Source organism: Micromonospora sp. C81 (assembly GCF_018070425.1).
In the GTDB taxonomy this organism is placed as follows: Bacteria; Actinomycetota; Actinomycetes; order Mycobacteriales; family Micromonosporaceae; genus Micromonospora; species Micromonospora zamorensis.
This window is the reverse complement of the sequence record NZ_JAGPXS010000015.1, coordinates 1-24,825: the sequence shown is the minus strand read 5'-3', so window position 1 is coordinate 24,825 and position 24,825 is coordinate 1. Positions and strand designations below refer to the sequence as shown.

General features: G+C 71.4%; 23 protein-coding genes. 7 read left to right on the top strand and 16 right to left on the bottom strand.

From position 1 onward, the window contains the following. Positions 1 to 386 precede the first annotated feature (386 nt). Positions 387 to 2,138 carry a family 43 glycosylhydrolase gene (locus KBX46_RS22680; protein ID WP_210794075.1) on the bottom strand — a complete coding sequence of 584 codons (1,752 nt, stop codon included), beginning with the start codon at positions 2,136 to 2,138 and terminating at the stop codon, positions 387 to 389. Between the two features lie 740 nt (positions 2,139 to 2,878). Between KBX46_RS22680 and KBX46_RS22675 the strand changes: the two genes are divergently transcribed. From KBX46_RS22675 to KBX46_RS22665, 3 genes are all read left to right on the top strand, one after another. Beyond that, a complete protein-coding gene (locus KBX46_RS22675; RefSeq protein WP_210793969.1) occupies positions 2,879 to 5,206 on the top strand; it encodes a beta-L-arabinofuranosidase domain-containing protein in 2,328 nt (775 codons plus the stop codon). Between the two features lie 172 nt (positions 5,207 to 5,378). Then, positions 5,379 to 6,317: a superoxide dismutase gene (locus KBX46_RS22670; RefSeq protein ID WP_210793968.1), complete on the top strand. Its 939-nt coding sequence runs from the start codon at positions 5,379 to 5,381 to the stop codon at positions 6,315 to 6,317. Between the two features lie 129 nt (positions 6,318 to 6,446). Beyond that, positions 6,447 to 7,322: an endonuclease/exonuclease/phosphatase family protein gene (locus tag KBX46_RS22665; RefSeq protein WP_308159666.1), complete on the top strand. Its 876-nt coding sequence runs from the start codon at positions 6,447 to 6,449 to the stop codon at positions 7,320 to 7,322. A gap of 63 nt (positions 7,323 to 7,385) precedes the next feature. Here the strand turns inward: KBX46_RS22665 and KBX46_RS22660 are convergent, their stop codons facing one another. Beyond that, on the bottom strand, positions 7,386 to 8,270 hold the full coding sequence (locus KBX46_RS22660) for an MHYT domain-containing protein (RefSeq protein WP_099853398.1): 885 nt from the start codon (positions 8,268 to 8,270) through the stop codon (positions 7,386 to 7,388). A 164-nt stretch (positions 8,271 to 8,434) separates the two neighbouring features. Continuing rightward, a complete protein-coding gene (locus KBX46_RS22655; protein WP_210793967.1) occupies positions 8,435 to 11,236 on the bottom strand; it encodes an RNA helicase in 2,802 nt (933 codons plus the stop codon). 86 nt (positions 11,237 to 11,322) lie between these two features. On the opposite strand from KBX46_RS22655, the gene KBX46_RS22650 reads away from it, so the two are divergent. Then, on the top strand, positions 11,323 to 12,087 hold the full coding sequence (locus tag KBX46_RS22650; protein WP_088951735.1) for an HAD family hydrolase: 765 nt from the start codon (positions 11,323 to 11,325) through the stop codon (positions 12,085 to 12,087). Positions 12,088 to 12,105: 18 nt separating this feature from the next. Here the strand turns inward: KBX46_RS22650 and KBX46_RS22645 are convergent, their stop codons facing one another. Both KBX46_RS22645 and KBX46_RS22640 read right to left on the bottom strand, forming a co-directional pair. Beyond that, positions 12,106 to 12,504, bottom strand: coding sequence for a hypothetical protein (locus tag KBX46_RS22645; protein WP_088948129.1), 399 nt, complete (start codon positions 12,502 to 12,504; stop codon positions 12,106 to 12,108). Beyond that, complete coding sequence (locus KBX46_RS22640) at positions 12,501 to 12,809, bottom strand: hypothetical protein (RefSeq protein WP_088948128.1); 309 nt, start codon at positions 12,807 to 12,809, stop codon at positions 12,501 to 12,503. The genes KBX46_RS22645 and KBX46_RS22640 overlap by 4 nt, the downstream gene beginning before the upstream one ends. A gap of 142 nt (positions 12,810 to 12,951) precedes the next feature. On the opposite strand from KBX46_RS22640, the gene KBX46_RS22635 reads away from it, so the two are divergent. Next, complete coding sequence (locus KBX46_RS22635) at positions 12,952 to 13,869, top strand: DMT family transporter (RefSeq protein WP_374225008.1); 918 nt, start codon at positions 12,952 to 12,954, stop codon at positions 13,867 to 13,869. Here KBX46_RS22635 and KBX46_RS22630 read toward each other — a convergent pair. From KBX46_RS22630 to KBX46_RS22600, 7 genes are all read right to left on the bottom strand, one after another. Next, complete coding sequence (locus KBX46_RS22630; RefSeq protein ID WP_210794072.1) at positions 13,832 to 14,755, bottom strand: diacylglycerol kinase family protein; 924 nt, start codon at positions 14,753 to 14,755, stop codon at positions 13,832 to 13,834. The genes KBX46_RS22635 and KBX46_RS22630 overlap by 38 nt on opposite strands. 64 nt (positions 14,756 to 14,819) lie before the next feature. Next, on the bottom strand, positions 14,820 to 15,215 hold the full coding sequence (locus tag KBX46_RS22625; RefSeq protein ID WP_210793966.1) for a DUF3592 domain-containing protein: 396 nt from the start codon (positions 15,213 to 15,215) through the stop codon (positions 14,820 to 14,822). A 116-nt stretch (positions 15,216 to 15,331) separates the two neighbouring features. Then, positions 15,332 to 16,285, bottom strand: coding sequence for a twin-arginine translocase subunit TatC (gene tatC, locus KBX46_RS22620; RefSeq protein WP_088948124.1), 954 nt, complete (start codon positions 16,283 to 16,285; stop codon positions 15,332 to 15,334). Between the two features lie 18 nt (positions 16,286 to 16,303). After that, positions 16,304 to 16,618 carry a Sec-independent protein translocase subunit TatA gene (tatA, locus tag KBX46_RS22615; RefSeq protein ID WP_088948123.1) on the bottom strand — a complete coding sequence of 105 codons (315 nt, stop codon included), beginning with the start codon at positions 16,616 to 16,618 and terminating at the stop codon, positions 16,304 to 16,306. Positions 16,619 to 16,775: 157 nt separating this feature from the next. After that, positions 16,776 to 17,021, bottom strand: coding sequence for a hypothetical protein (locus KBX46_RS22610; RefSeq protein WP_088948122.1), 246 nt, complete (start codon positions 17,019 to 17,021; stop codon positions 16,776 to 16,778). Between the two features lie 10 nt (positions 17,022 to 17,031). Continuing rightward, positions 17,032 to 18,087: a YafY family protein gene (locus KBX46_RS22605; RefSeq protein ID WP_210793965.1), complete on the bottom strand. Its 1,056-nt coding sequence runs from the start codon at positions 18,085 to 18,087 to the stop codon at positions 17,032 to 17,034. Beyond that, positions 18,084 to 19,082, bottom strand: a complete 999-nt coding sequence (locus tag KBX46_RS22600; RefSeq protein ID WP_179779021.1) for a YafY family protein — start codon at positions 19,080 to 19,082, stop codon at positions 18,084 to 18,086. The genes KBX46_RS22605 and KBX46_RS22600 overlap by 4 nt, the downstream gene beginning before the upstream one ends. Before the next feature lie 117 nt (positions 19,083 to 19,199). Here KBX46_RS22600 and KBX46_RS22595 point away from each other — a divergent pair, with 117 nt between their 5' ends. Together KBX46_RS22595 and KBX46_RS22590 are read left to right on the top strand one after the other, a co-directional pair. After that, entirely contained in the window at positions 19,200 to 20,207 is a 1,008-nt protein-coding gene (locus tag KBX46_RS22595; protein WP_210793964.1) for a cation diffusion facilitator family transporter, read from the top strand. A 61-nt stretch (positions 20,208 to 20,268) separates the two neighbouring features. Next, a complete protein-coding gene (locus KBX46_RS22590; protein ID WP_210793963.1) occupies positions 20,269 to 21,354 on the top strand; it encodes a DUF3866 family protein in 1,086 nt (361 codons plus the stop codon). Positions 21,355 to 21,382: 28 nt separating this feature from the next. On the opposite strand, the gene KBX46_RS22585 is transcribed toward KBX46_RS22590, so the two are convergent. From KBX46_RS22585 to rfbA, 4 genes are all read right to left on the bottom strand, one after another. Further along, entirely contained in the window at positions 21,383 to 21,577 is a 195-nt protein-coding gene (locus tag KBX46_RS22585) for a hypothetical protein (protein WP_088948118.1), read from the bottom strand. Between the two features lie 101 nt (positions 21,578 to 21,678). After that, a complete protein-coding gene (gene pafA, locus KBX46_RS22580) occupies positions 21,679 to 23,037 on the bottom strand; it encodes a Pup--protein ligase (protein WP_210793962.1) in 1,359 nt (452 codons plus the stop codon). Between the two features lie 68 nt (positions 23,038 to 23,105). Beyond that, entirely contained in the window at positions 23,106 to 23,729 is a 624-nt protein-coding gene (gene rfbC / locus KBX46_RS22575) for a dTDP-4-dehydrorhamnose 3,5-epimerase (RefSeq protein WP_210793961.1), read from the bottom strand. Continuing rightward, positions 23,726 to 24,616 carry a glucose-1-phosphate thymidylyltransferase RfbA gene (gene rfbA, locus KBX46_RS22570; RefSeq protein ID WP_210793960.1) on the bottom strand — a complete coding sequence of 297 codons (891 nt, stop codon included), beginning with the start codon at positions 24,614 to 24,616 and terminating at the stop codon, positions 23,726 to 23,728. The genes rfbC and rfbA overlap by 4 nt, the downstream gene beginning before the upstream one ends. Between the last annotated feature and the right edge of the window lie 209 nt (positions 24,617 to 24,825).

Genomic DNA, 24,825 nt, shown 5'->3' with positions numbered 1-24,825 from the left:
CTCTGTGGTGGTTCAGCGATGGAGGTGCAGCGCCCGAATCTGCTCCCGCGAATGTCGGAGAGACCGGCGGCGGCGATGTCAGCGCCGACGCCAGTGCCGATTGCGGATTCGTCCCAACCACCGGCGGGACCGTGACGAGCGAGAGCCCGGTGGCCGTCACGGCGCCGTTGGTGGGAGCCCTGCCACGACGTCCGGCATGCCCTGGGCGGACGTCGTGTGCGGAGGTGCGACCGGCAGGCTCGCCCGGTGAGCCACAGGTGCGGCCGCCCTCACCCATCGACTGTGAGCGATAACATGCCGTTCGTCAAGCGTCGAGTGGTGCTCGCGCCGATCCCGCGCTGCGGCGGACTGCCGGAGCCGTACGGGCACGGCTCCGGCACCGCGCGTCACTGGAACGAGGCGTCGTCGACGAGGAGGCTGTCGGTGCCCGCCGCCGTCTCCACGTAGAACGTGGCCCCGGTCAGCGTGCCGCTCCACGAGACGGTCGCCGTGCCGGTGAGCTGGGTCCAGCCGTTGACGTTCACGTCCGCCGTCGGCGTCAGTTGAAGGTAGTTCGTCGTGCCGTTGGCGGTCAGCGCGATGGTCGCCTTCACGGACGGTGTGCCGCTCTGCGCGCGTACCCAGACGCTCGTGGTGTAGCTCTTGCCGTTGGTGAGCTTCGAGGTCACGTCCTGGCTGGGGCCGTTCCACGCCGAGGTGCGCCCGGTGATCGACAGCGATCCGCTGCCGCCGTGCACGACCGAGGTGTTGGTGGAGAGCGTGCCGCTGCCGTTCACGCCCCAACCCGTCGTGCCGCTCTCGACGTTGCCGTTGGTCAGGACGTTCCCGCTGCCGCCGGTGCCACCGAACTGCCACCAGTTGAGGTTGAACAGGTTGCCGGTGCCGCCGGCGAAGCGAAGGTACAGGTCACGCGTGCCGGTCGCGCCGCTCACCGCGCAGGTGGTGGTGACCCAGGTCTGCCAGCCGCCGGTGCCACCCACGGTGCAGGTGCCGACGACCGGGCCGCTGGCACTGTCGAGCCGCACCTCGATCCGGCCGCCGCTGGTCGCCGAGGCGACCCGGGCGGTGAACGAGGTCGCGCCGCCGCCGAAGGCGACCCCCTTGACCTTGACGTGGTCGCCGTTCTCGATCCAGCCGACGTTCATGCCGCCCTCGCTGGACGGTTCCGTCTCGATGCCGGAACCCCAGGCGATCGTCTCGGCCTCCTGCCGCCCGTACGGATTCAGCGTGCCCACCTGCGGCGCCCCGGCGGTGCTCATGGTGATCGTCGGGATGGTGCCGTTGGAGTTGTAGCTGAACTTCTCCACCGCCACCGAGCGCGTGTAACCGCCACCGCCGGGCAACGCCCCGTTGTGGTAGAAGAAGTACGAGCCGCCGTTGAAGTCGATGACACCGGCGTGGTTGGTGAAGCTGCCGCCCTGCCGAGGCATGATCGTCCCCCGGTAGGTCCACGGTCCGGTCGGGCCCGGCGCCGTGGAGTAGGCGATGAACTCCGAGCAGCACTCGGCCGCGAACACGTTGTAGTACAACCCGTTGCGCTTGAAGACCCACGGCCCCTCCTCGTAGAGGGTGGGCCGACTCGCGTTGCCGGTCCGGGTGCCGAACCCCGCCGTGGTCAGCGTGATCCGGGTCGCGCTGCCGGAGTAGGAGATCATGTCCGAGTTCAGCTTCACGTACCACAGGCCCGGGTTGCCCCAGTACAGGTACGCCTGCCCGTCGTCGTCGATGAACACCGACGGGTCGATCTCGTTGTTGCCGACCAGAGGTCGACCGATGGCGTCCCGGAACGGCCCGGTCGGGCTGTCCGCCACCCCCACTCCGATGACCATCTGCCCGTTCGAGCGCTGGCGCACCGGCACGTACCAGTAGAACTTCCCGTTGCGGGCGATGACCTGCCCGGCCCACGCGTTGGCGTCCGCCCAGGCGAAGGTCGACAGGCTCATCGGCGACCCGTGGTCGGTCCAGTTGACCATGTCGGCGGACGACCAGACGCGCCACTCACGCATGGTGAAGTAGGTGGAGCCGTCCTCGTCGTGTCCGGTGTAGAGGTACACCCGGCCGTTGTGCACCAGGGGTGCCGGGTCGGCGGTGTAGATGTGCTGGACGATGGGGTTGTCGGCCCTGGCCGTGCCGGGCACCAGTGCCAGCACGCAGACGATGCTCGCCAGCCAGGCGACGGCGCGTCGGGCACGGCTGCCGGCGCTGGTTCTGGTGCGATCTTTCACCTTCACGATTTCTCCTACCGAATGCGCGGTGCGCGATGTCTGACTCGGCGGACTGCCGCCACCCGGCTGCCGATCGAGCGGGCGTTCGTTGTCGCCAGATCCAGCAGCACAAACGGGCATCCTGTTAGCGCTAACAGGTGATCGCTAAGACCCCCTTCCGCTGCCTCTGACCTGGGTTTTTGAACTGGCGTGAGACGACCGGCGCAACCTCGCCGTAACGCTCACGTATCAGCGCTGACATCCACGTTTTACGATGCACCGTACTGAGGGGTACGGCGGGCGTCAACGGAGTGCAGGTCATCATGATCCGCCACCCGCCGATTCGGTTCCATTCCGCCATAACCTCTATTTCGGACCCCGTCGGAGCCCTCAGACCGTCGCCGAGGTGGGACACGACGCGGCCAGTCGTCCGAGGCGCGAGTTCCGCACGACCGGATCGGACAGCAGGCGTCACGGGGGTTGCGGGCATGTTAACGACCAACTATGTTAGCGATCACATTGACGTGGAGCGATTACACCGGGCAGCACGTGGAAGTCCACAGCGGCAGCACCCCCACCCGCGACGGCCGCCGCCGGCGCGCCCAGCCCCGCCCGCCGTTGCGGTCGTCCACCACCAGACCCGTCCCGCTGTCACAAGTCCCTTTGGAGGTTCCATGCCACCCCTCAGCCGCCGACACCTGCTCCAGGCCGCCGGAGCCACAGTGGTGCTCTCCGCGACCGGCACCACTGTCGCCGCCGGCAGCGCGGCTGCGGCCGTGGTGCCACCGGTCCGGCCGGACATCGGCGTCTCGGCGTACCCGTTCGACCTCGGCCAGGTACGGCTGACCAGCGGCCGCTGGATGGACAACCAGACACGGACGCTCAACTACCTGCGGTTCGTCGACGTCGACCGCATGCTCTACAACTTCCGCGCCAACCACCGGCTGTCCACCAACGGTGCCGCCACCAACGGCGGCTGGGACGCGCCGAACTTCCCCTTCCGGACCCACATGCAGGGGCACTTCCTGACCGCCTGGGCGTACGCGTACGCGGTGCTGGGCGACACCACCTGCCGGGACAAGGCGAACTACATGGTGGCCGAGCTGGCCAAGTGCCAGGCGAACAACGGGGCTGCCGGTTTCGGCGCGGGTTACCTCTCCGGTTTCCCCGAGTCCGACTTCACCGCGCTGGAGGCGCGGACGTTGTCCAACGGCAACGTGCCCTACTACTGCATCCACAAGACCCTCGCCGGGCTGCTCGACGTCTGGCGGTACACCGGCAACACGCAGGCCCGTACGGTGTTGCTGTCCCTCGCGGGCTGGGTCGACACCCGCACGGCCCGGCTCAGCTCCAGCCAGATGCAGTCGATGCTGGGCACCGAGTTCGGCGGCATGAACGACGTGCTCACCGACATCTACCAGCAGACCGGCGACACCCGGTGGCTCACCGCCGCCCAGCGCTTCGACCACGCCGCCGTGTTCAACCCCCTGGCCTCCAACCAGGACCAGCTCTCCGGCCTGCACGCCAACACCCAGGTCCCCAAGTGGGTGGGCGCCGCCCGCGAGTTCAAGGCCACCGGGACCACCCGTTACCGGGACATCGCCAGCAACGCGTGGAACATCACCGTCGGCGCACACTCCTACGTCATCGGCGGCAACAGCCAGGCCGAGCACTTCCGGGCGCCCAACGCGATCGCCGGGTACCTCAACAACGACACCTGCGAGCAGTGCAACACCTACAACATGCTCAAACTGACCCGGGAGCTGTGGCTGCTCGACCCGAACCGGGCGGACTACTTCGACTTCTACGAGCGCGCGACGATCAACCACCTGATCGGCGGCCAGAACCCGGCGGACAGCCACGGCCACATCACCTACTTCACCCCGTTGCGGCCGGGCGGGCGTCGAGGCGTGGGGCCGGCGTGGGGCGGCGGCACCTGGAGCACGGACTACAACTCGTTCTGGTGCTGCCAGGGCACCGGCCTGGAGATCAACACGAGGTTGATGGACTCCATCTACTTCCACAACGGCACGACGCTCACCGTGAACCTGTTCACGCCGTCGGTGCTGACCTGGTCGCAACGCGGGATCACGGTCACGCAGAGCACCAACTACCCGGTCAGTGACACCAGCACGCTGACCCTGTCCGGGTCGATGAGCGGCTCGTGGAGCATCCGGGTGCGGATCCCGTCCTGGACCAACGGCGCCACGATCGCCGTGAACGGCACGGTGCAGAACGTCGCCACCACACCGGGCAGCTACGCCACGGTCACCCGCACCTGGGCCGCCGGCGACACCATCACCGTGCGCCTGCCGATGCAGGTCGTCGTGCGGGCCGCCAACGACAACGCCAACGTCGCCGCGGTCACGTACGGCCCGTCGGTGCTGGCCGGCAACTACGGCAACACCGCCCTGAGCACCCTGCCGGCACTCACCGTCTCGTCGATCTCCCGGACCAGCACCACGGCACTCGCGTTCACCGCGAACGCCAACGGGTCCACTGTCAACCTGGCGCCCTTCCAGGACGCCCACGGATACAACTACACCGTCTACTGGAGCACCAGCGGCGGCGGCAGCACCGGCGGCAGCAGCCGCCTGGTCAACGTCGGCACCGGGCTGGTCCTCGGCGTCCAGAACATGTCCACCGCCGACGGCGGGCTGGCGGTGCAGTGGGGCGACAGCGGCACCGCCGACCACAACTGGGTGATCGTGACCGACGGCAACGCGGTCCGGTTCCGCAACGTCAACAGCGGCAAGGTCCTCGGCGTGGAGAACATGTCCACGGCGGACAACGCCCGGGTCCTGCAATGGTCGGACAACGGCACCGCCGACCACCGGTGGATCCTGGTGGACAACGGCGACGGCACCTACAAGATCCGCAACGTCAACAGCAACAAGCTGCTCGGGATCCTGAACGGGTCGACCGCCTGGGGCGCGCAGGCCGTACAGGACCCGGACAACGGCAGCGCGGACAACCGGTGGCGGCTCGTACGCAACCCCTGAGATCCGCAGTTCGACGCGTCACCGGCGCGGCTCCTGAGGGCCGCCCCGGTGACGTCGGGCGTCGCACGCCGGGCGGGCGGACGGCAGCGGTCGTACAGTGGATCGGGTCCTGGCCCCAGTGATCGTGGCGGATGGGTCGGCTCGTGCCGCCTCGCCGCCCGGAAGGAGCACAGTGAACCGACCCCTCAGGGCCGCCCTCGGCGGCGCCCTGACCGCCGCCCTCCTGACCTCGGTCGCCGTCGCGCCCGCGCAGGCGCACCCCGGAGTCCGGCCACCCACCGTCCTCGCCCTACCCGACGGGTTCCAGCCCGAAGGCATCGCCACCGCAGGCCGGTACGCCTACCTCGGCTCCCGCGCGACGGGCGCCATCCAGCGCGTCGATCTGATCACCGGCCGGGGCACGACGATCGGCGCACCCACCGGCACACCGTCGCTCGGCCTCAAGGTCGACGCACGCGGCCGGCTGTTCGTCTCCGGCGGCACGGCCGGCGACGCCCGCGTGCTCGACACCCGCACCGGCGAGGTGCTGGCCCGCTACCAGTTCGCCATCGCCCCGACGTTCGTCAACGACGTCGTCCTGACCCGCCACGCCGCGTACTTCACCGACTCCAACCGCCCGGTGCTCTACCGGCTGCCGCTCGGCCGCGGTGGCGCGCTGCCGCCCGCCGACGGCTTCACCACCATCGCGCTGACCGGCGCGTACGAGCAGGTCGGCACCGGCGTCAACCTCAACGGCATCACCACCACACCGGACGGCAAGGCGTTGATCGTCGTCCAGTCGACCACCGGCACGCTGTTCCGGGTCGACCCGGCGACCGGCGTGAGCACCGTCGTGGACGTGCCCGGCCACACCTTCACCAACGGCGACGGGCTGCTGCTGCTCGGCCGCACCCTCTACGTCGTGCAGAACCGCCTCAACCAGATCGCGGTGGTCACGCTCAACCACGCCGGCACCGCCGGAACGCTCACCACCACCATCGCGGACCCGAATTTCGACGTCCCCACGACCGTCGCCAAGGCGCTCGGCCGGCTCTATCTGCCCAACGCCCGCTTCACCACCCCACCGACCCCGACCACGCCGTACACGGTCGTCGCGGTCCGCGCGCGCTGACCAGCCCGATGGGGGTACGCGCCGCGCGTGCCCCCATCGGCAACCCGCGCGGGGTGATGCCGCGGCCGGCCGCGAGTACGATCACGGGCACCGCGGCGACGACCGTCGCCTCCCCCACCCGGAGCGCGCGTGGCCAATCGTCTGCACCGGTTCCCGCGCCGAGCCCTGGCCGTGGGCCTCCTGATCGTCGCCGCCGGGCTGCCGGCCGGGCCGACGGTGACCAGCTCCACGGAAACCATCAGACCCACGGTCCTGCGGATGCTCCAGCTGAACCTCTGCAACAGTGGCCGCGCCGGCTGCTACACCGGCCGGTCCGTCGCCGTCGCCTCCGACGTGATCAGGGCCGAGGCCCCCGACCTGGTCACCCTGAACGAGATCTGCGACGACGACGTGCCCGCCCTGCGGCGCGTGTTCGAGACCGTCCACCCGGGTCGCAGCGTCGTGGCCGCGTTCCAGGCCGCCGGCGACCGGCCCAGCGGCGCCGACACCAGGTGTCGCAACGGTCAGCCGTACGGCATCGGGCTGCTGGCCCACGTCCGGACGCCGGACACCCCGCGCGTCGTGTACAGCGGCATCCACCCGACGCAGGACCTCGCGGACCCGGAGGAGCGGGCCTGGCTCTGCGTCGACGTCGACGGCGCCCTGCTCGCCTGCACCACGCACCTGGCCAACACCAGTTACCGCGTCGCGCTCGCCCAGTGCGGCCACCTGCTCGACACGATCCTGCCGACGATCCGTGGAGGCACCGGCTCCGGGCCCGCCGTGCTCGGTGGTGACCTCAATCTGCGGGCCGACGCCGACGCCGACGCCGACCCCGACGTGCGCTCCTGTGCGCCGCCGGGCCTCTCCCGGGTCGACGACGGCGCACTACAACACATCGTGGCGACAACCGGCATCACACTCTGTTGCCGCAGGTCGGTGACCATGCGCGGGGCCACCGACCACCCCGGGCTGCTGGCCACCGTCGTCATCGACGGCAGCCGGCCCGGGCGCCCGCCGACGTGAAGCCGCTGGCGGCCTGTCCGCCCGCCGACGTGAGCCGCCGGCGACCTGTCCGCCCGCCGCGGGTCAGCGGGGCGGGGTGTCCCGACGGGACGGGAACGGGGTGCCGGGCTGGCCGAGGGTGGAGCGGGCGCGCAGACCGACCGGGTCCGGGGCGGCGACCGGCGTCGCCGCGGCCGGTTCCGCGACCCGACGCCCGTCCAGGTACGCCGCGGCGGCCCGGTCGTCGTCGGTCGGGGCGGCGAGCAGGGCGTAGAGCAGACCGACCACCCCGAAGATCACCGCCAGCATGATCGGCACCAGCAGGGTGCTCACCCCGGCGCCGGTCACCTCACCCGCCCGTTCGTGGCGGTGCACCGACAGGGCGCTCATCCCGGTGAAGTGCATGCCGTTCACGGCGACACCCATGACCAGCGCGGAGGCGAAGATAGCCAACCCGCGGCGGACGGTCATCGCGAGCCACAGCGCGACGGTGGACGCCACGACGGCGATGACCACGGAGAGCACGACCCGGACGGTGTCGTAGTCGAGGCTGCCGTTGAGCCGCATCGCCGCCATGCCCGTGTAGTGCATGGACGCCACACCGGCACCGGTGAAGATGCCGCCGGCGATCAGTCGTACCGCGTTCAACCGGCCGGTGCCTACGATGGCCAGGCCGATCCCGACCGCCACCACCGCGATCGCCGTACTGGCCACGGTCAGCGGCACGTCGTAGCGGATCCGGGTGTTCTCGACGGCGAACCCGAGCATGGCCATGAAGTGCATCGCCCAGATGGCGGTGCCGCCCAGTGCCCAGGCCGACAGCAGACCCCACCAGGCCCGCTGGCCGTTCGTCTGCGCCCTGCGGATTCGCCCGGCGCAGACCAGACCGAGGATCGAGCCGAGCACGGACAGCGCGTAGCTCAGCGCGGGCGTGATCCACCCGTACTCAAAGTGATTGATCTCCGCCACGGCGGTTTCTCCCCATTTGTTAGCGGCGCGTCAACAAGGCGCTCCGGCAATGATCAGGGGTGCCGTGATCAGGCGCAACAGCGCCCCCCGGGCTATCCGGGGGGTGCTGTCACGGTGACCGTCCGATGCGTCGATTCGACCCCGATGGTGATCGAATGAGGTGATCAGGCCGAGGTGTGGTACGCCAGGACACCCCGGTTGATCGCCGCGATCGCCTGCCGTGCCGTGGAACGCAGCTCCGGGGAGGCGCCGCCGGAATCGGCGAGTTGACCGAGGAGGTCGACCACCTGTCGCGCCCACCGGACGAAGTCACCGGCGGGCATCTCACCGTCGATCTCGTGACCGCTGCCGAGCACCTTGGCCAGCACCTCACCCCGGGCCCACCGGTAGACCGGCCAGGCGAAGCCGAGATCAGGCTCCCGGGTCGCGTTCAGCCCGCGCGCCGCCTCGTCGGCCTCGATCTCTCCCCACAGCTTCAACGTCTCGTCGACCGCGTCGGCCACCGGCCCGCGCGGCAGCGACGCCCGCTCGTCGACGTCGCGGCGCGCCTCGAAGACCACCACGGACACCGCGGCGGCCAACTCGGCCGGGGACAGGCCGTTCCACACTCCCCGGCGCAGGCACTCGGCGACCAGCAGGTCCGCCTCGGTCCAGATCCGGCCGAGCATCCGCCCCGCGTCGGTGACCGCGCCGTCGCGAGCGAGGTAGCCACGGTCGGTCAACAGCGCGACGATCCGGTCGAAGGTGCGGGCGAGGGACCCGGTACGCCCGGAGACGCGCTCGCGCAGTTCCTCGGTGTCGCGCTCCAGCCGCCGACGCCGTTCCGCCCAGCGGGCGTGGTCCTCCCGCTCCGGGCAGGCGTGGCACGGGTGGTTACGCAGCTCGGTGCGGAGCTGGGTGATCTGGTGGTCCTCCCCGGACACCTGTCGGGAACGGCCACCCCGTCGGCCGCCGTGCCGGTCCAGACCGGTGCCGCTGACCTCGGCGGCGAGATCCCGCCGAGCACCCGGTGAACGGTGGTTGAAGTGCTTGGGCACCCGGATCCGGGCCAGCACCTCGGCGGGGGTGGTGAAGTCGCCGGGGCTGACCCGTCCGGCCCAGCGGTCCTGGGTGAGCACCAGCGGCCGGGGCTCACCGAACCCACCGGTCGCCGGGTCCAGCACGACGGCCAGCCCGGCCCGACGGCCCGACGGCACCCGGATCACGTCGCCGACGCGCAGCCGCTCCAGCGACGCCACCGCGGCGGCCTTGCGCTGGGTCTGTCCCTGCCGGGCGATGGCCTTCTCCCGATCGGCGATCGCCACCCGCAGCGCGAAGTACTCGTCGAAGTCGCCGTGGTGGCAGGCGGCCTCCGCGCCGTACGCCTCGATCGTCTCGGTGTTGCGCTGCACCTGCCGGGCCAGACCCACCACCGACCGGTCCGCCTGGAACTGGGCGAACGAGGACTCCAGCAGCGCCCGGGCCGGCTCCGCGCCGACAGTGCCCACCAGGTTCACCGCCATGTTGTACGAGGGCCGGAAGCTGGAGCGCAGCGGGTAGGTGCGGGTGGACGCGAGCCCGGCCACCTGCCGTGGGTCGGTCTCCGGGGACCACACCACGACGGCGTGCCCCTCCACGTCGATGCCCCGGCGACCGGCGCGCCCGGTGAGCTGCGTGTATTCCCCCGGGGTCAGGTCGACGTGCGCCTCGCCGTTGTACTTGACCAGCCGTTCCAGGACCACGCAGCGGGCCGGCATGTTGATGCCCAGGGCCAGGGTCTCGGTGGCGAAGACCGCCTTGACCAGGCCGCGGACGAACAACTCCTCGACGATCTCCTTGAACACCGGCAGCATGCCGGCGTGGTGGGCGGCGAGGCCGCGCTCCAAACCGTCGAGCCACTCCCAGTAGCCCAGCACCGTCAGGTCCTCGCCGGGGATGGCGGTGACCCGGGACTCGACCACCTGGCGGATCTCGGCCCGCTCGTCCGCCGAGGTCAGCCGCAGCCCGGCGGCGAGGCACTGCTGCACCGCGGCGGCGCAGCCGGCACGACTGAAGATGAACAGGATCGCCGGCAGCAGACCCTCCCGGTCCAGTCGGTCGACGATGTCCGGGCGCATCGGGCCACGCCAGCGCGGGCCGCGCCGACCCGCGCCGGGCCCCGCGCTGCGCCCCTCGCCCAGATCCAGCCGCCGCACGGTCTCCCGGGTGTAGCGCAGCAACTCCGGGTGCACGTCGTGTTTGCGGGCGGCGTCGGCGTCGTGGAACAGGTCGAACATCCGCTTGCCGACCAGCATGTGCTGCCACAACGGCACCGGCCGGTGTTCGCTGACCACCACCGCGGTCTCGCCGCGCACGGTGACCAGCCAGTCGGCGAACTCCTCGGCGTTGGAGACCGTCGCCGACAACGAGACCAGGGTGACAGACTCGGGAAGGTGGATGATCACCTCTTCCCACACCCCGCCACGGAACCGGTCGGCCAGGTAGTGCACCTCGTCCATCACCACGTACGCCAGCCCGTGCAGCGTGCTGGAGCCCGCGTAGAGCATGTTGCGCAGCACCTCGGTGGTCATCACCACCACCGGCGCGTCGCCGTTGATCGCGTTGTCACCGGTCAGCAGACCGACCTGCTCGGCGCCGTACCGGGCGACCATGTCGTGGTACTTCTGGTTGGACAGCGCCTTGATCGGCGTGGTGTAGAAGCACTTGCGCCGGGGCGGCGGGGTCGCCGTGTCGTCGGCGGTCACGGGGTCGTCGGGCCGCCCGCGCAACGCCAGGTGGACGGCGAACTCGCCGACCACCGTCTTGCCGGCGCCGGTGGGTGCGCAGACCAGCACACCGCTGCCCCGCTCCAGCGACTGACACGCCTCACGCTGAAAGTCGTCGAGGTCGAACCCCAGGTCAAGGGCGAACTCGTCCAGCGCGGGAAACTGTGAGGCCTGCGCGGCCCGGCGGCGCGCCGCTGCGTAACGCTCGGCGGGACTCGACATGACACCAAGATTAGTGCGTGCCGGGACACGACACCCCACAAGGCCGTCCGGAGGTGCCGTCGGCGGCGGTCGGTAGGGTGCACGGCGTGCCGGACCATGCCGAACCGACCCAGACCCCTTCGCCGGGCAACGAGGCCGCCGCCCCCCGGGCGTCCCGACGGCCCGTGAAGGCGGTGCTCTTCGACTTCCACGGCACCCTGGCCCAGGTGGAGGAGCCCCGGCAGTGGGTGCTGGAGGCCGCGGCGGCGTGCGGGGTCACCCTGGACCGGGTCCGGGCCACCTCACTGGCCGACCGGCTCCTCACCGCCGGGCGTGCCGGAGGGCCCCTGCCGGCGCGGGTGCCACCACGGTTGGCCGAGCTGTGGGCCGACCGGGACCTCTACCAACACGCCCACCGGGGCGCGTACACCGGGCTGGCCGAGACGGTCGACGCGGGCATCGAGGGTTTCGCCGACGCGCTCTACGAGCGGCTGCTGACCGCCGAGGGCTGGCTGCCGTACGCGGACACCGCGCCCACGCTGACCGCGTTGCGCGACGCCGGGGTGCCGGTCGCCGTGGTCAGCAACATCGGCTTCGACCTGCGGCCGCACTTCGACACGTGGGGCTTGACCGACCTGGTCGGCGCGTTCGTGCTCTCGTACGAGGTGGGGCGCTGCAAGCCCGACCCGGCGATCTTCTGGCGCGCCTGCGGGATGCTCGGTGTCGACCCGGAACAGACGCTGATGGTCGGTGACACACCAGCCGACGCGGGCGCGGTGACCGCCGGCTGCGCGGCGCTGGTGCTCCCGGCCGCCGAACCCGGTCGGGAGAACGGGCTGGGCGCCGTCCTCGATCTCGCCCTGCCGGCCTGACCTGCGGTTTCCGTGCCGTCAGCCGGGAATGTGGATCACTGGTAGCTCGCCGTCGCCGTACCGGTCCTCAGCGGTCAGGATCGAGGCGTCGTGTTCGAGGACGGCCAGCGCTGTGGTGGCCAGATCGGCACGGCCCGTCACCGTGCGCCAGAAGCTGAGTTCGTGCCAGGAGCGCCCCTCGGTGGAGAGCACCTCACAAGCGTCCAGGTTCAGCAGGCGGTGCAGGGTCGCTCGTTCCTTCGGGTCGGTGACGATCGCCAGGGCCTCCGCCGCGGTCACGGCGGTGACGCCGAACCTGTTGCGGTCCTGGATGACCTCGTGCAGCGGCTCCCCCACATGCACCGACCCCGCCAGGTAGGCCAGCAGTGCCGACCGGTCCAGCACGAGCCGGACCGGGCGGTCGTCCTCGGGGCTCACGCGGCCGGTTGTTCGGGCGTTCCGGCGGCGGCGTCCAGCGCGTGCTGGCGGACCCGCTCGCGAAGGGCGCTGCGGCGCTCCGGGGACCAGTCGGCCTCCACGGCGGCCCGGCGGGCGCGCGCCTCGGCCACGCCCTGCTCGGTGATCGGGATGCCCTGGTGGGCCAGCTCCGCGTCCAGGGCGTCCAGCCGCATCCGGTCACGGACGGCCTGGGTGATGTACGCGCTCGCGTTGGTTTCGCGCTCCAGGCGCTCAGCCACGTCGGGTGGCACGGAGATGGACAGTTTCCTCATCGCGCTGGTCATACCAGCGACCGTACGCCGGTAGCACCACGTTGGCGACCGCTTACGGCCGTGTCGGCCCAGCTTCGGCACGAGTCGCGGACGGGCTCGCCCTTGTCGGCCGGTGGACCCGCCGAAGGATGGCCGTAAGGGGCCGCCTACCGTCGTGCCCGTGACCGAGATCCTGCTGCCCACGCCACCACCGGCCGACGCACCACCGGCCCGGCGCGGTGGCGTCGCCGCCGTGGGCCTGGTGCTCGGCGGGGCCCTCTCGGTGCAGTTCGGCTCCGCCGTGGCCGCGCTGCTCTTCCCGCGCACCGGGGTGGCCGGCGCCGTGACCCTGCGGTTGACGATCTCAGCGGTGCTGCTGCTCATCGTGTGCCGGCCCCGGCTGCGCGGCCACGACCGTTCGGCCTGGCTCGCGGCGGGCGCGTTCGGGTTGGCGCTGGCCGGCATGAACTCGCTCTTCTACCAGTCCATCGAACGCATCCCGCTGGGTCCGGCGGTGACGCTGGAGGTGCTCGGCCCGTTGGCGCTGTCGGTGTTCAGCGCCCGACGACTGGCCAGCTGGGGGTGGGCGGGACTCGCGCTGGCCGGGGTGGCGCTGCTCGGCCAGGGCGGCTTCGACCGACTGGACCCGGTCGGCGTGGCCTTCGCGTTCGGCGCCGGCGCCATGTGGGCCGCGTACATCGTGCTGAGCGCGCGCGTCGGCAGCCGGTTCCCGGGCGCGGACGGGCTGGCCCTGGCACTGACCCTCGCCGCGCTGGTCACCCTGCCGCTGGGCATCGTCGACGGCGGCGCGGTGCTGCTCGACCCGCCGGTGCTGGCGCTGGGCACCGCCCTCGCGGTGCTCGCCTCCGGCCTGCCCTACACGCTGGAGCTGCTGGCGCTGCGGCGGATGCCCACCGCCACCTTCGCCGTGCTGATGAGCCTCGGGCCGGCCATCGCCACGCTCGCCGGGTGGTTGGTGCTGCGGCAGGCCCTGACAGTGCTGGAGTGCGCCGCCATCGTGCTGGTCATCGCGGCCAGCATCGGGGCGGTACGGGTCAACGCAACAGTCGCAGGGCGCCCGGGACGGCGCTGATCGTCACCGGCAGGCCCAACGAGCGTTCCCCGTCGGCGTACGTGGTGATGCCCTCGGCGCTCAACTCCACCGTGCGGGCGCGGAAGCTGCGCACGAGCGGGTGGCTGACGTGGGTGCCCTGGTAGATGCGCGGCTTCACCCGGATCAGGGTCCGCCGGTTGACCCGGCCCGCCACCACCACGTCGAGCAGCCCGTCGGTCGGGTCGGCGTCGGGGCAGATCCGCATCCCGCCGCCGTACGTCGGGCAGTTGCCCACCGCCACCAGCACCGCGTCCAACTCGTGCGGCACCCCGTCGAGGCGCAGCGTGTAGCGGCGGGGGCGCAGCCGGGCCAGCTCGACCAGGATCGCCAGGTCGTAGCGGCGGGGGCCCCGCGGCCAGCGCATCCGGTTGGCCCGCTCGTTGACGATCGCGTCGAAGCCGGCCGCGAGGACCGCCCCGTACCAGCGCACGGTGCCGTCGAACCCGACCATCCGGGCGAGGTCCACGGCGCGGCTGCGGCCGTCGCGCAACGCCGACGCGATCACCTCCGACGCTGCGAGGGGGTCAGCCGGAAAACCCGTGTCCAGGGCGAAGTCGTTGCCGGTGCCGGCCGGGATCGGGCCGAACGGCACATCCGTGCCGGCGACCGCCTGCAACGCCCGGTGCACGGTTCCGTCCCCGCCGATCGCAACCAGCGCGCCCGCACCGTCGGCGACCGCTGCCCGGCACGCCGCCTCCGCCTCGGGCGGACCGGTCGCCGTCAGCAGCCGGATCGGTCGCCCGGCGGCGGCCAGCCCGTCCAGCAGCCGTGGCAGCAGAGCGCTGTAACGGCCTCGCCCAGCGGTCGAGTTGGCGAGCACGGCGACGGGGCCGTTCAGGTGATCTTCTGCGGTCACGGGCAGCACCGTAGCGGTCGGACGACGGCCGGCCAAGCCGCATTTCAGACGGCCCTGCACGGCGGAACGGTATTCACACCTGCCGTAAACCGAACAGGCCGAGGAAAGCGAACAACGCGCCCACTGCCAGCGGCAGACCGACCGTCACCAGGTGGTGCCTGAACGAGGCCAGTCTCGGGTCGTTCGGCCGCCCCGGCGGGTAGATCACCGGAACCTCCTGCCCGACGCGGTGGACACGGCCGCTGGATCGTATGGCGACAGTGAACTGGCGCTTGCGGCCGTTCTCGTCGACGAAGGCGATCACCGGTGCGTAGAGCGGGCCGTCGTCGACGGTCCTCTCGTGGCCTATCACTGTGCCGACAGATGCCACGCCGGTTCGGCGCAGCTTCCGGATCCCCCATGCCTGCACCACGCCGACGCACGCCAGGGACACACCTATGAGAATGGTGATGATGGCACCGGAGTTCATGGATGCATGATGCCCTTCGCCGCAACGGTCGTGCGACCCGGGCGTCAGTCCACAGGACCGGCAACGCCGTCCCCGCCAGGCGGGGACGGCGTTGGTGGACCCAGCACGCCGAGGCGTCAGGTCATGTCGTCGTAGCGACGCTCGATCGGTGCCGGCCTGGCGATCGGCTCGGGTACGCCGATCGGCGCTGTCGAGTCGACCCGCTGCCCGGCCACGACCGGGTCCTTGTCGAACTCCAACGGCGACACCTCGTCGTCGTCGATGCCCGCGTAGACCTCCTTGCCCCGCCCACGCCGCCGGTCGTTGATGAACGCGACCCCGACCGCACCGAAGTAGAGGGCGGAGAGGCAGAGCGCCAACGCGGTCATTCCGAACGGGTCCGGGGTGGGGGTGACCACCGCGGAGAACGCGAAGAACACGAAGATCGCCACCCGCCACCAGCTGAGCAACCGCTTCGCGCTGGCGATGCCGACGAAGTTGAGCATCAGCACGATCAGCGGGAACTCGAACGCCACCCCGAACAGCAGGATCAGATTGGTGACGAACGAGATGTAGCGAGTGACTTCCAGCGTGGTCGAGATGTCATCGCCGGACACGTTCATCAGGAACTCGAGGCCTTTGGCGGTGACGAAGTACGCCAGCACCGCGCCGGCTGCGAAGAGCGGCGCCGCCAGGGCCGTGAAGGCATAGGCGTAGCGCCGCTCGTGCCGGTGCAGACCAGGCGCGATGAACGCCCAGAGCTGGTAGAGCCAGATCGGCGCCGCGATGATCAGGCCCACCCACAGGCCGATCTTCAGGTTCAGCAGGAACAGGTCCGCAGGACCGAGCTGAACGAACAGGCACTTGTCGGTGACCGGGTCGACCGACCCCGGCAGGTCGCAGTACGGCTTCGACAGCAACAACCGGACCGGCTCGGCCAGCCAGATACCGAAGCCGAAGCCGATCATGATCGCCAGCGACGCGCGGAACAGACGGTTACGCAGTTCGCGGACGTGCTCGATGAGCGTCATCGAGCCGTCGGCGGCCCGCTCGAACGCCTTTGGGCCGCGTTTACGCAGTGCGAAGGCCACGATGGTGGGGCCCTTCGGTCAGTTGTCGCGGACGCGGTGCACCGGGTCGACGACCGGCTGCTGCGTCGGCGCCTGCTGGTAGGGCGCCTGCTGCGGCTGCCCGGTGTACGGCGCCTGCTGCCCGGCGTGCGGCGGCAGCGGCTGGTAGCCGGACTGCGCGTCGGCCTTCTCGGCGAGGTCGCGGTCGTCGTCCTGCAGGCTCTTGGTCTCGGCCTTGATGATCCGCAGCGACCGACCCAGCGAACGGGCAGCGTCGGGGAGCCGCTTCGCACCGAAGAGCAGGATCAGCACAACCACGAGAACAGCGATGTGCCACGGCTTGAGGGCACCCATGAGAAGCTCCAGTCGGTCTGTGTCCGAGGGGTGGTACGCAGCCCATCGTACGTGCGGATCGGCCGCCCGCCACCCGCCGGGTGGTGATGGTCTGGCCCGGAGGGTGAAGTCTTGACCAACCCGGGATGATCCGTCAACAACCCGAACGACCGGTTGGTCAGCCGCGCTTGGCCTTGATCAGCGCGAGCCGCTGAGACGTGGTGTCGAGTTGGCGTTGCACACCCTCCGCGCGCTGCTGCAACGACTCGGCCGTCTCCCGTAGCGCCTCGGCCTCGGCGGCCCGCCGCTGCAACGCCACGGCGGCGCGCCGCAGCCCAGGCAGCCGGGTCAGCACCGGGCGCACGGCCAACGCGAGCGCCACGAGGGGAAGCAGCACCACCGCGAGCACGATCCAGATCAGCACGGCGGTCAGCCTACTGGGTGCGCCCGACCACCGCCGGGTCGCCCGACGGGGCGACCTCCGGGTCGGCCTCGGGCTGCCGGGGCGCGGCGGTCGGGGTGGGCACGGCGTACGCGTCCAGAGCGGCGGCCGCCGTCGCCCGCACCTGCTCGGCCAGCTCGACCGGGGCGACCACGGTGGCCTCCGGGCCGAGGCCCAGCACGAACCGGCGAGCCCACCCCAGGTCGGTGACCCGCAGCGACACCAGCCACTGGTCGCCGTCGCCGGCCTCGACGCGCTCGCACGGGTAGTACTCGGTGATCCACCGCTCGCTGCGGCCGATGCGCAGCGTGATCAGCGGCAGGTCGGGCGAGGGGCGGAAGACCCCCTCGGTGAGGTCGTGCGGAACGGCCTGCGGCGGCACGGTGGCCGGCTCGGCCAGCTCGGTGATCGCGTCGATCCGGTCGGCCCGGAACAGGCGGACCGCCTCCGCGCGCCGACACCACGCCTCCACGTACGCCCGGCCGCCGACCATCAACATCCGCAGCGGGTCGATGACGCGGTCGGTGGTCTCGTCCCGGGCAGCGGTGTAGTAGGTGATCCGCAGTGCCTTGCCGCCCTCGACGGCGGCGCGCAGCGCCTCGACCCGCCGGGTGTCGCCGGGCAGTCGGACCGCCACCGGCGCGCCCACCAGGTCCCCCGCGTCCTCGATCTTCGCCAGGGCCCGTTCGACGGCCTCCCGGTTGGCCACCCCGGGCGTCTCGGCGAGCATCCGCAACGCCACGACCAACGCGAGGGCCTCGTCCGGGGTGAGCCGCAGCGGCCGGTCGATGCCGGCGTCGTAGGTGATGGTCACTCGATCGCCGTCGAACGCCATGTCGATCAGGTCACCCGGGCCGTAACCAGGCAGCCCGCACACCCAGAGCAGCTCCAGGTCCTCCCGGAGCTGCCGCTCGGTGACGCCGAGGTCACCAGCCGCCTCGGCGATCTCGATGCCCGGTCGGGCCAGCAGGTAGGGCACCAGGTTGAGCAGGCGGGCCAGCCGGTCAGCGGACGCGCGGGAGCCGCCCCGGGCGGCCGGGCGGGTCACCGGGCACCCCCGCTGACAGCCAGCTCGTCGTGTCGGACGGCGATCTCCTTGAGTCGTTGGATGACGGCCTCGCGGACCTCCGGCGGGTCGAGCACCCGCACGTCCGGGCCGTAGCCGACGAGGTGGCCGGCCAGCCCGTCCGGGTCCGCGTACGGCAGGACGAGCCGGTCACCGTCCGGCCCGGCGGTCACCTCCACCGCCCAGCGGCGCAGCCCGGCGGCACGGCCCGGGGCGGCCAGCACGGTGGCCCGGCCGGTCCGCTCCACCGGACCCGACCAACGGGCCACGTGGCTGATCAGGTCGACGTTGGCCGGCGGCTCGTACGCGCCGGGCGCGCCGGTCACCCGGACCGTGCCGACGACGCGGGACAGCCGGAAACAGCGGGTCGCCGCCCGGTCCAGGTCGTGGCCGACCACATACCACCGGCCGCGCCAGCAGACCACGCCCCACGGTTGCAGCCGACGCCGGCTGGGCGCGTCCCGGTCGGGCACCCGGTAGTCGAACCCGACCTCGCGGCGGTCCCGGGCGGCGGCGGTCAGCGGCGCGAACGCCGGGTCGACAGTGACCATCGGCTCCAGGCCGAGAGTGGCCTGCGGGTCCACGTCCACGCCGGCGGCACGCAGCTTGGCCAGCCCGGACGACGCGGCGGCGGCCAGCCCGGCGTGCTGCCAGAGCCGTGCGGCGATGCCGACAGCGGCGGCCTCGTCCGGTTCCAGGAGGATGTCGGGCAGCGCGTATTCGCGGTGGGCGATCCGGTAGCCGGGCTCGGCGTCGAAGGCGCTCGCCGTGCCGGTCTCCAGTGGCACACCCAGCTCACGCAGCTCGGCCTTGTCGCGCTCGAACTTGCGTTGGAACGCTTCGTGGTCGCGCGCGTCATCGGGATCATGCTCGTAGCCGGGCACGGTCGCGGCGATCTGCGCGGCGGTCAGGAACCGTCGCGTGGACAGCAGGCAGATCACCAGGTTGACCAGGCGTTCGGTGCGGGTCCGCGACACGCGGTAGACGCTAGCAGTCGACACGCCCACGACGTGCACCCGCGCGGGCGTGCCGCACACTTGTTCGGATCGGGCCTCCCCCGGCGCGTTGCCGTCTCCGGTCATAGGGTGAGGCTCATGTCGCAAGCGGACGCCAGGCCCGAGAGCGAGAGCGTCGGCACGGTGATCGTCGCGGGTGTCGCCAACCTCGCCATCGCGATCGCCAAGCTGATCGCCGGGGTGATCTCCGGCTCGGCCGCCATGCTGTCCGAGGCGGCCCACTCGGTCGCCGACACCACCACCGAGGTGCTCCTCTACCAGGCTCTGCGCCGCGGTGCCCGGCCGGCGGACCAGCGGCGCCCCTTCGGGTACGGCAAGGAAAGCTACGTCTGGGCGTTCTTCGCGGCGATGTTCACCTTCGTCGCCGGCGCCGGCTTCGCCGTCACCCACGGCGTCACCACGATCCTGGTGCACGAGCACAGCGGCGACTACCTGGTCTCGTACATCGTCCTGGCGGTGTCGTTCGTCATCGAGTCGATCTCCCTGGCCCGGGCCGTGCGGCAGGTCCGCAGCGAGTCCCGGCGCTGGCAGACCACTCCACGACGCTTCCTGCGACTGACCGCCGACACCACCGTCAAGGCGGTCTTCCTGGAGGACAGCGCGGCCCTGATCGGTCTGCTGCTGGCCGGTGCCGGCGTCGGCCTGTCCCACGCCACCGGCGACGAGGTGTGGGACGGCGTCGCGTCGATCCTGATCGGGCTCCTGCTGCTGACGGTCGCCGGCATCCTCGCCGCCAACAACCTGTCGCTGCTGGTCGGTCGGGCCGTCCCGGAGCGGCTGCGTCACGAGATCGAGCAGGAGTTGACCGGGCTACCCGAGGTGGAGCGGATCGACACCCTGATGACCATGCAGCTCGGCCCGGACGACATCCTGGTCGCCGCCAAGGTCGACTTCAGCGACGAAGCCACCGGCGCGGCCATCGAGGCCGCCGCCGACGAGGCCGAACGGCGGCTCACCGGGCTGTACCCGGAGATCCGTTACGTGTTCCTCGACCCCACCCGCTCGTTGCCCGGCGCCACCGGCCGGGCCCGGCACACCCAGGCCGCGCCGGACCCGCAGGCCGACGACGGACCCGACCGCGCCTGAACGAACCGCACGGCAGCACCCGGGCGCGGGCCGCTGGGCCCGCGCGGCTAGCGTGCCCGTCATGGTGCGATGGCGTACGGGGACGGTGGCGACGCTGCGACGGCAGTGGACCGGGGCGGTGGAGCTGGACGTCGACCTGCCCGACGGCACGCGCATGCGGGCGCTGGCCTACCCCGAGTTGGTCGGCACACCGGAGCCCGGCGACCGGGTGCTGCTCAACGCCGGTGCGCTGCTGATGGGGTTGGGCACCGGCGGATACGCCCTGGTGGTGGCCCTGCCGGACCGGCTGCCGCCGGACCCGCCGGAGGTCGGCGACACCCGCGACGCCGGTCACCTGGTCAAGGCCCGCTACACGCCGTTGCAGCCGATCCTGCTCGGCGTGGACGAGGAGGCGTCCCCGCACCGCGACGTGCTGGCCGACGCGGACGACCTGGGCGGCCTGCCGGTGGTCACCGCCGACCTGCACTCGGCGCTGCCGGCGATCCTGGCCGGCATCCGGGCCGACGCGCCGCAGGCGCGGGTGGCGTACCTGCTCACCGATGGTGGGGCGCTGCCGGCGTGGTTCTCCCGCACCCTCGCCGGGCTGCGGACCGAACTGGCCGGCACGATCACCGTCGGGCAGGCCTTCGGCGGTGACCTGGAGGCCACCACCCTGCACGGCGGCCTGCTCGCCGCCCGGTACGTGCTGGGCGCCGACGTGGCCATCGTGGCCCAGGGGCCCGGCAATCTGGGCACCGGCACCCGCTGGGGGTTCTCCGGCGTCGCCGTCGGTGAGGCGGTCAACGCGATCGCCACGCTGGGCGGCCGGCCGGTCGGCTCGTTGCGCATCTCCGACGCCGACGCCCGCCCCCGACACCGGGGCGTGTCGCACCACAGCCTCACCGCGTACGGCCGGGTGGCTCTCGCCCCGGCGGAGCTGGTGGTGCCCGACGACCTGGCCCCGGCGCTGCTCGCGGAGGTGAACGCGTCGCTGGCCCCCCTGGCGGCCCGGCACCGGATCGTCCGGGTGCCCACCACCGGTCTCGACGCCGCGTTGCGGGCCAGCGCCGTGCCGCTGTCCACCATGGGCCGTGGCCTCGACGCCGATCACGCGTACTTCCTGGCAGCAGCCGCCGCCGGCCGGCACGCCGTCACCCTGCTGCCCTGACGAGCCTCGGGCGACGGGACGACGCCGCTCAGGCGAGGAAGATCAGCGCGAGCCAGCCGCCCACGATGAGCACCAGCGCCAAGGCCAGCACCCACGTCGGGACGGTGTATTCACCGCGCCGGTTTCGGTCGACCTCGGCGCGGATCTTCTCGCGTCGGCGTTCGACCCAGTTCTGCCGCTCGGTGCCGCGCTCGGAGCGGTCGGAAGGTCCAGAAGTCGTCATGGCGGACCCAGCTTAGCGGGCCCCCGCGCCGACAGCGCCGCGGAGCCCGCCCGGTAGGCCGACCCCGCCGGCGCACACCACCGCCGGGGTCGGCACACCGGTCACATGCTGGCGATCAGCCGCTCCACCCGCTCGTCGTACGCCCGGAACGGGTCCTTGCAGAGGACGGTGCGCTGCGCCTGGTCGTTGAGCTTCAGGTGCACCCAGTCGACGGTGAAGTCGCGCCGCTTCTCCTGGGCGTGCCGGATGAACTCGCCGCGCAGCCGGGCCCGCGTGGTCTGCGGCGGGGTTTCCTTCGCCTCGAAGATCTCCGGGTCGGTGGTCACCCGGTCGACCTCGCCGCGGCGCTCCAGCAGCCCGTAGAGGCCCCGACCGCGACGCACGTCGTGGTAGGCCAGATCCATCTGCGCCACCCGGGGGTGGGACAGCGGCAGGTCGTGCTTGCGCTGGTAACGCTCGATCAGCCGCAGCTTGCTGACCCAGTCGATCTCCCGGGAGACCGGCTCGAGGTCCCCGGATTCCACCGCGTTCAACACCCGGCCCCACAGCTCGACGACCCGCTTGGCGGCCTGGTCGCCGCCGCGGCGCTCGACGAACTCAGTGGCCTTGGCCAGGTATTCCTGCTGGATGTCCAGGGCGCTGACCTCCTTGCCGGAGGCCAGTCGCACCTTGCGCCGGCCGGTGATGTCGTGCGACACCTCCCGGATCGCCCGGATCGGATTCTCCAGGGAGAGGTCGCGCATCACCACCCCGGCCTCGATCATCCGCAGCACGATGTCGGCGGTGCCGACCTTGAGCAGCGTGGTGACCTCGTTCATGTTGGAGTCGCCGACGATCACGTGCAGCCGCCGGTAGCGCTCCGCGTCGGCATGCGGCTCGTCGCGGGTGTTGATGATCGGGCGGCTGCGGGTGGTCGCCGAGGAGACGCCCTCCCAGATGTGCTCGGCCCGCTGCGACAGGCAGTAGACCGCGCCGCGCGGCGTCTGCAGGACCTTACCGGCCCCGCAGATCAACTGCCGGGTGACCAGGAACGGGATGAGGACGTCGGCGAGCCGGCCGAACTCGCCGTGCCGGGAGACCAGGTAGTTCTCGTGGCAGCCGTACGAGTTGCCGGCCGAGTCGGTGTTGTTCTTGAACAGGTAGATCTCACCCGCGATGCCCTCATCGTGCAGACGCTTCTCCGCGTCGATGAGCAGGCCCTCCAGGATTCGCTCGCCGGCCCGGTCGTGTGCGACCAGATCGGTCACCGAGTCGCACTCCGGCGTGGCGTACTCCGGATGCGACCCGACGTCCAGGTAGAGCCGGGCCCCATTACGCAGGAAGACGTTGCTCGACCGACCCCAGGAGACCACGCGACGGAACAGATACCGCGCGACCTCGTCCGGGGACAGCCGCCGCTGCCCGCGATAGGTGCAGGTGACGCCGTACTCGGTCTCGAGGCCGAAGATTCGCCGCTCCATGGTGTGACATTAGCCGCCCGGAGGCCCCGTTCGTCACTGTCACACCACAGGTCGTGCCCCTGGGGCGGTCACATACCGGTTGAGTACGACATTCCGGCCGGCCTGAGGCTCGCCACGAACCGCCGGTAGCTGTCGTATTCCGGCAGCAGACCGCGCTCGCGGGCCTGGGCGAGGGTCGGCGCCGCGTCGTCGCGGGTGGACAGCAGCGGGACATCGGCGGGCCACTCGATGCCCAGCTCCTCGTCCAGCGGGTGCACCGCGTGCTCACCGGTCGGGTTGTAGGTGGTCGAGCAGAGGTAGCTCAGCGTCGCGTCGTCGGTCAGCGCGCAGAAACCGTGCCCCAGCCCTTCGCTGAGGTAGACCGCCCGACGGTCGGTGTCGTCCAGCCGGACGCCCTCCCAGCGGCCGAAGGTCGGCGAACCCACCCGCAGATCCACGATCACGTCGAGGACCGCGCCGCGCACACAGGTGACGTACTTGGCCTGCCCGGGCGGGACGTCGGCGAAGTGGATGCCACGGACCACGCCACGCGCGGAGACCGACAGGTTGGCCTGAGCCAGCCGCATCGGGTGGCCGACCGCCTCGGCGAGCTCGTCGAAGCGGTACCACTCCATGAACATGCCGCGCGGGTCGCCGTGCTGCTGGGGGGTGATCTCCCAGGCGCCCTCGATGCTCAACTCCCGGATCTTCACCACGCCACCCCGTGCTGGCCGTCCTGCTCGGCCAGCAGGCCGAGCAGGTAGTCGCCGTAGCCACTCTTGGTCAACGGCGTGGCGAGCGCGCGCAGCTGGTCGTCGTCGATGAGGCCGGCCCGCCAGGCCACCTCCTCGACACAACCGATCTTCAGTCCCTGCCGCTCCTCGACCACCCGCACGAACTCGGCTGCCTGCATCATCGAGGTGAACGTGCCGGTGTCCAGCCAGGCGGTGCCCCGATCCAGCACGGTCACCGACAGCTCGCCGGTCTCCCGGTACGCCTCGTTGACCGCCGTGATCTCCAGCTCGCCGCGGGCGCTCGGGGTGAGCTTGCGGGCGATGTCCACCACGCGGTTGTCGTAGAAGTACAGGCCGGGCACCGCGTACCGGGACTTCGGCCGGGCTGGCTTCTCCTCGATCGAGAGGACCCGGCCCGCGTCGTCGAAGTCGACCACGCCGTACTCCTGCGGGTTGGCCACCTGGTAGGCGAAGACCCGCCCGCCGACCAGGTCACCGTGCTCGGCGAGCTGCCGGCCCAGACCGACGCCGTGGAAGATGTTGTCGCCGAGGACCAGCGCCACCGACTCGTCGCCGATGAAGTCCGCACCGAGGATGAACGCCTGCGCGATGCCCTCCGGGCGTTCCTGGCTGACGTACTCCAGTCGCAGCCCGAACTGGCTGCCGTCGCCGAGCAGCCGACGGAACTGGTCCTGGTCGTCCGGCGTGGTGATCACCAGGATCTCCCGGACCCCGGACATCACCAAGGTCGAGAGCGGGTAATAGACCATCGGCTTGTCGAAGACCGGCATCAGCTGCTTCGAGACCGCCCGGGTGATCGGCCAGAGTCGCGATCCGGTGCCACCGGCAAGGAGGATTCCACGCACCGGCGAAGCCTACCGGCACGAATGCGGAACGTGCGCTGGGGCTGTATGGCCCCTCCTGCGCACACCTTGGCGTACACTTCCGGACCCGTGAGGATCCTCGTCACCGGCGGAGCCGGATTCATCGGGTCGGAGTACGTTCGCCTGCTGCTGGGCAAGCCCCTCGGCAGTGCCGACGGCGTGCCGCCGCTCGAGCCGGCGGTCGTGACCGT

Coding starts and splice junctions, on each gene's coding strand:
- KBX46_RS22675 (WP_210793969.1), top strand. CDS start 2,879: ATGCCACCCCTCAGCCGCCGACACCTGCTCCAGGCCGCCGGAGCCACA.
- KBX46_RS22655 (WP_210793967.1), bottom strand. CDS start 11,236: ATGTCGAGTCCCGCCGAGCGTTACGCAGCGGCGCGCCGCCGGGCCGCG.
- KBX46_RS22640 (WP_088948128.1), bottom strand. CDS start 12,809: ATGACCAGCGCGATGAGGAAACTGTCCATCTCCGTGCCACCCGACGTG.
- KBX46_RS22625 (WP_210793966.1), bottom strand. CDS start 15,215: ATGAACTCCGGTGCCATCATCACCATTCTCATAGGTGTGTCCCTGGCG.
- tatA (WP_088948123.1), bottom strand. CDS start 16,618: ATGGGTGCCCTCAAGCCGTGGCACATCGCTGTTCTCGTGGTTGTGCTG.
- KBX46_RS22595 (WP_210793964.1), top strand. CDS start 19,200: ATGTCGCAAGCGGACGCCAGGCCCGAGAGCGAGAGCGTCGGCACGGTG.
- KBX46_RS22590 (WP_210793963.1), top strand. CDS start 20,269: ATGGTGCGATGGCGTACGGGGACGGTGGCGACGCTGCGACGGCAGTGG.
- KBX46_RS22585 (WP_088948118.1), bottom strand. CDS start 21,577: ATGACGACTTCTGGACCTTCCGACCGCTCCGAGCGCGGCACCGAGCGG.
- pafA (WP_210793962.1), bottom strand. CDS start 23,037: ATGGAGCGGCGAATCTTCGGCCTCGAGACCGAGTACGGCGTCACCTGC.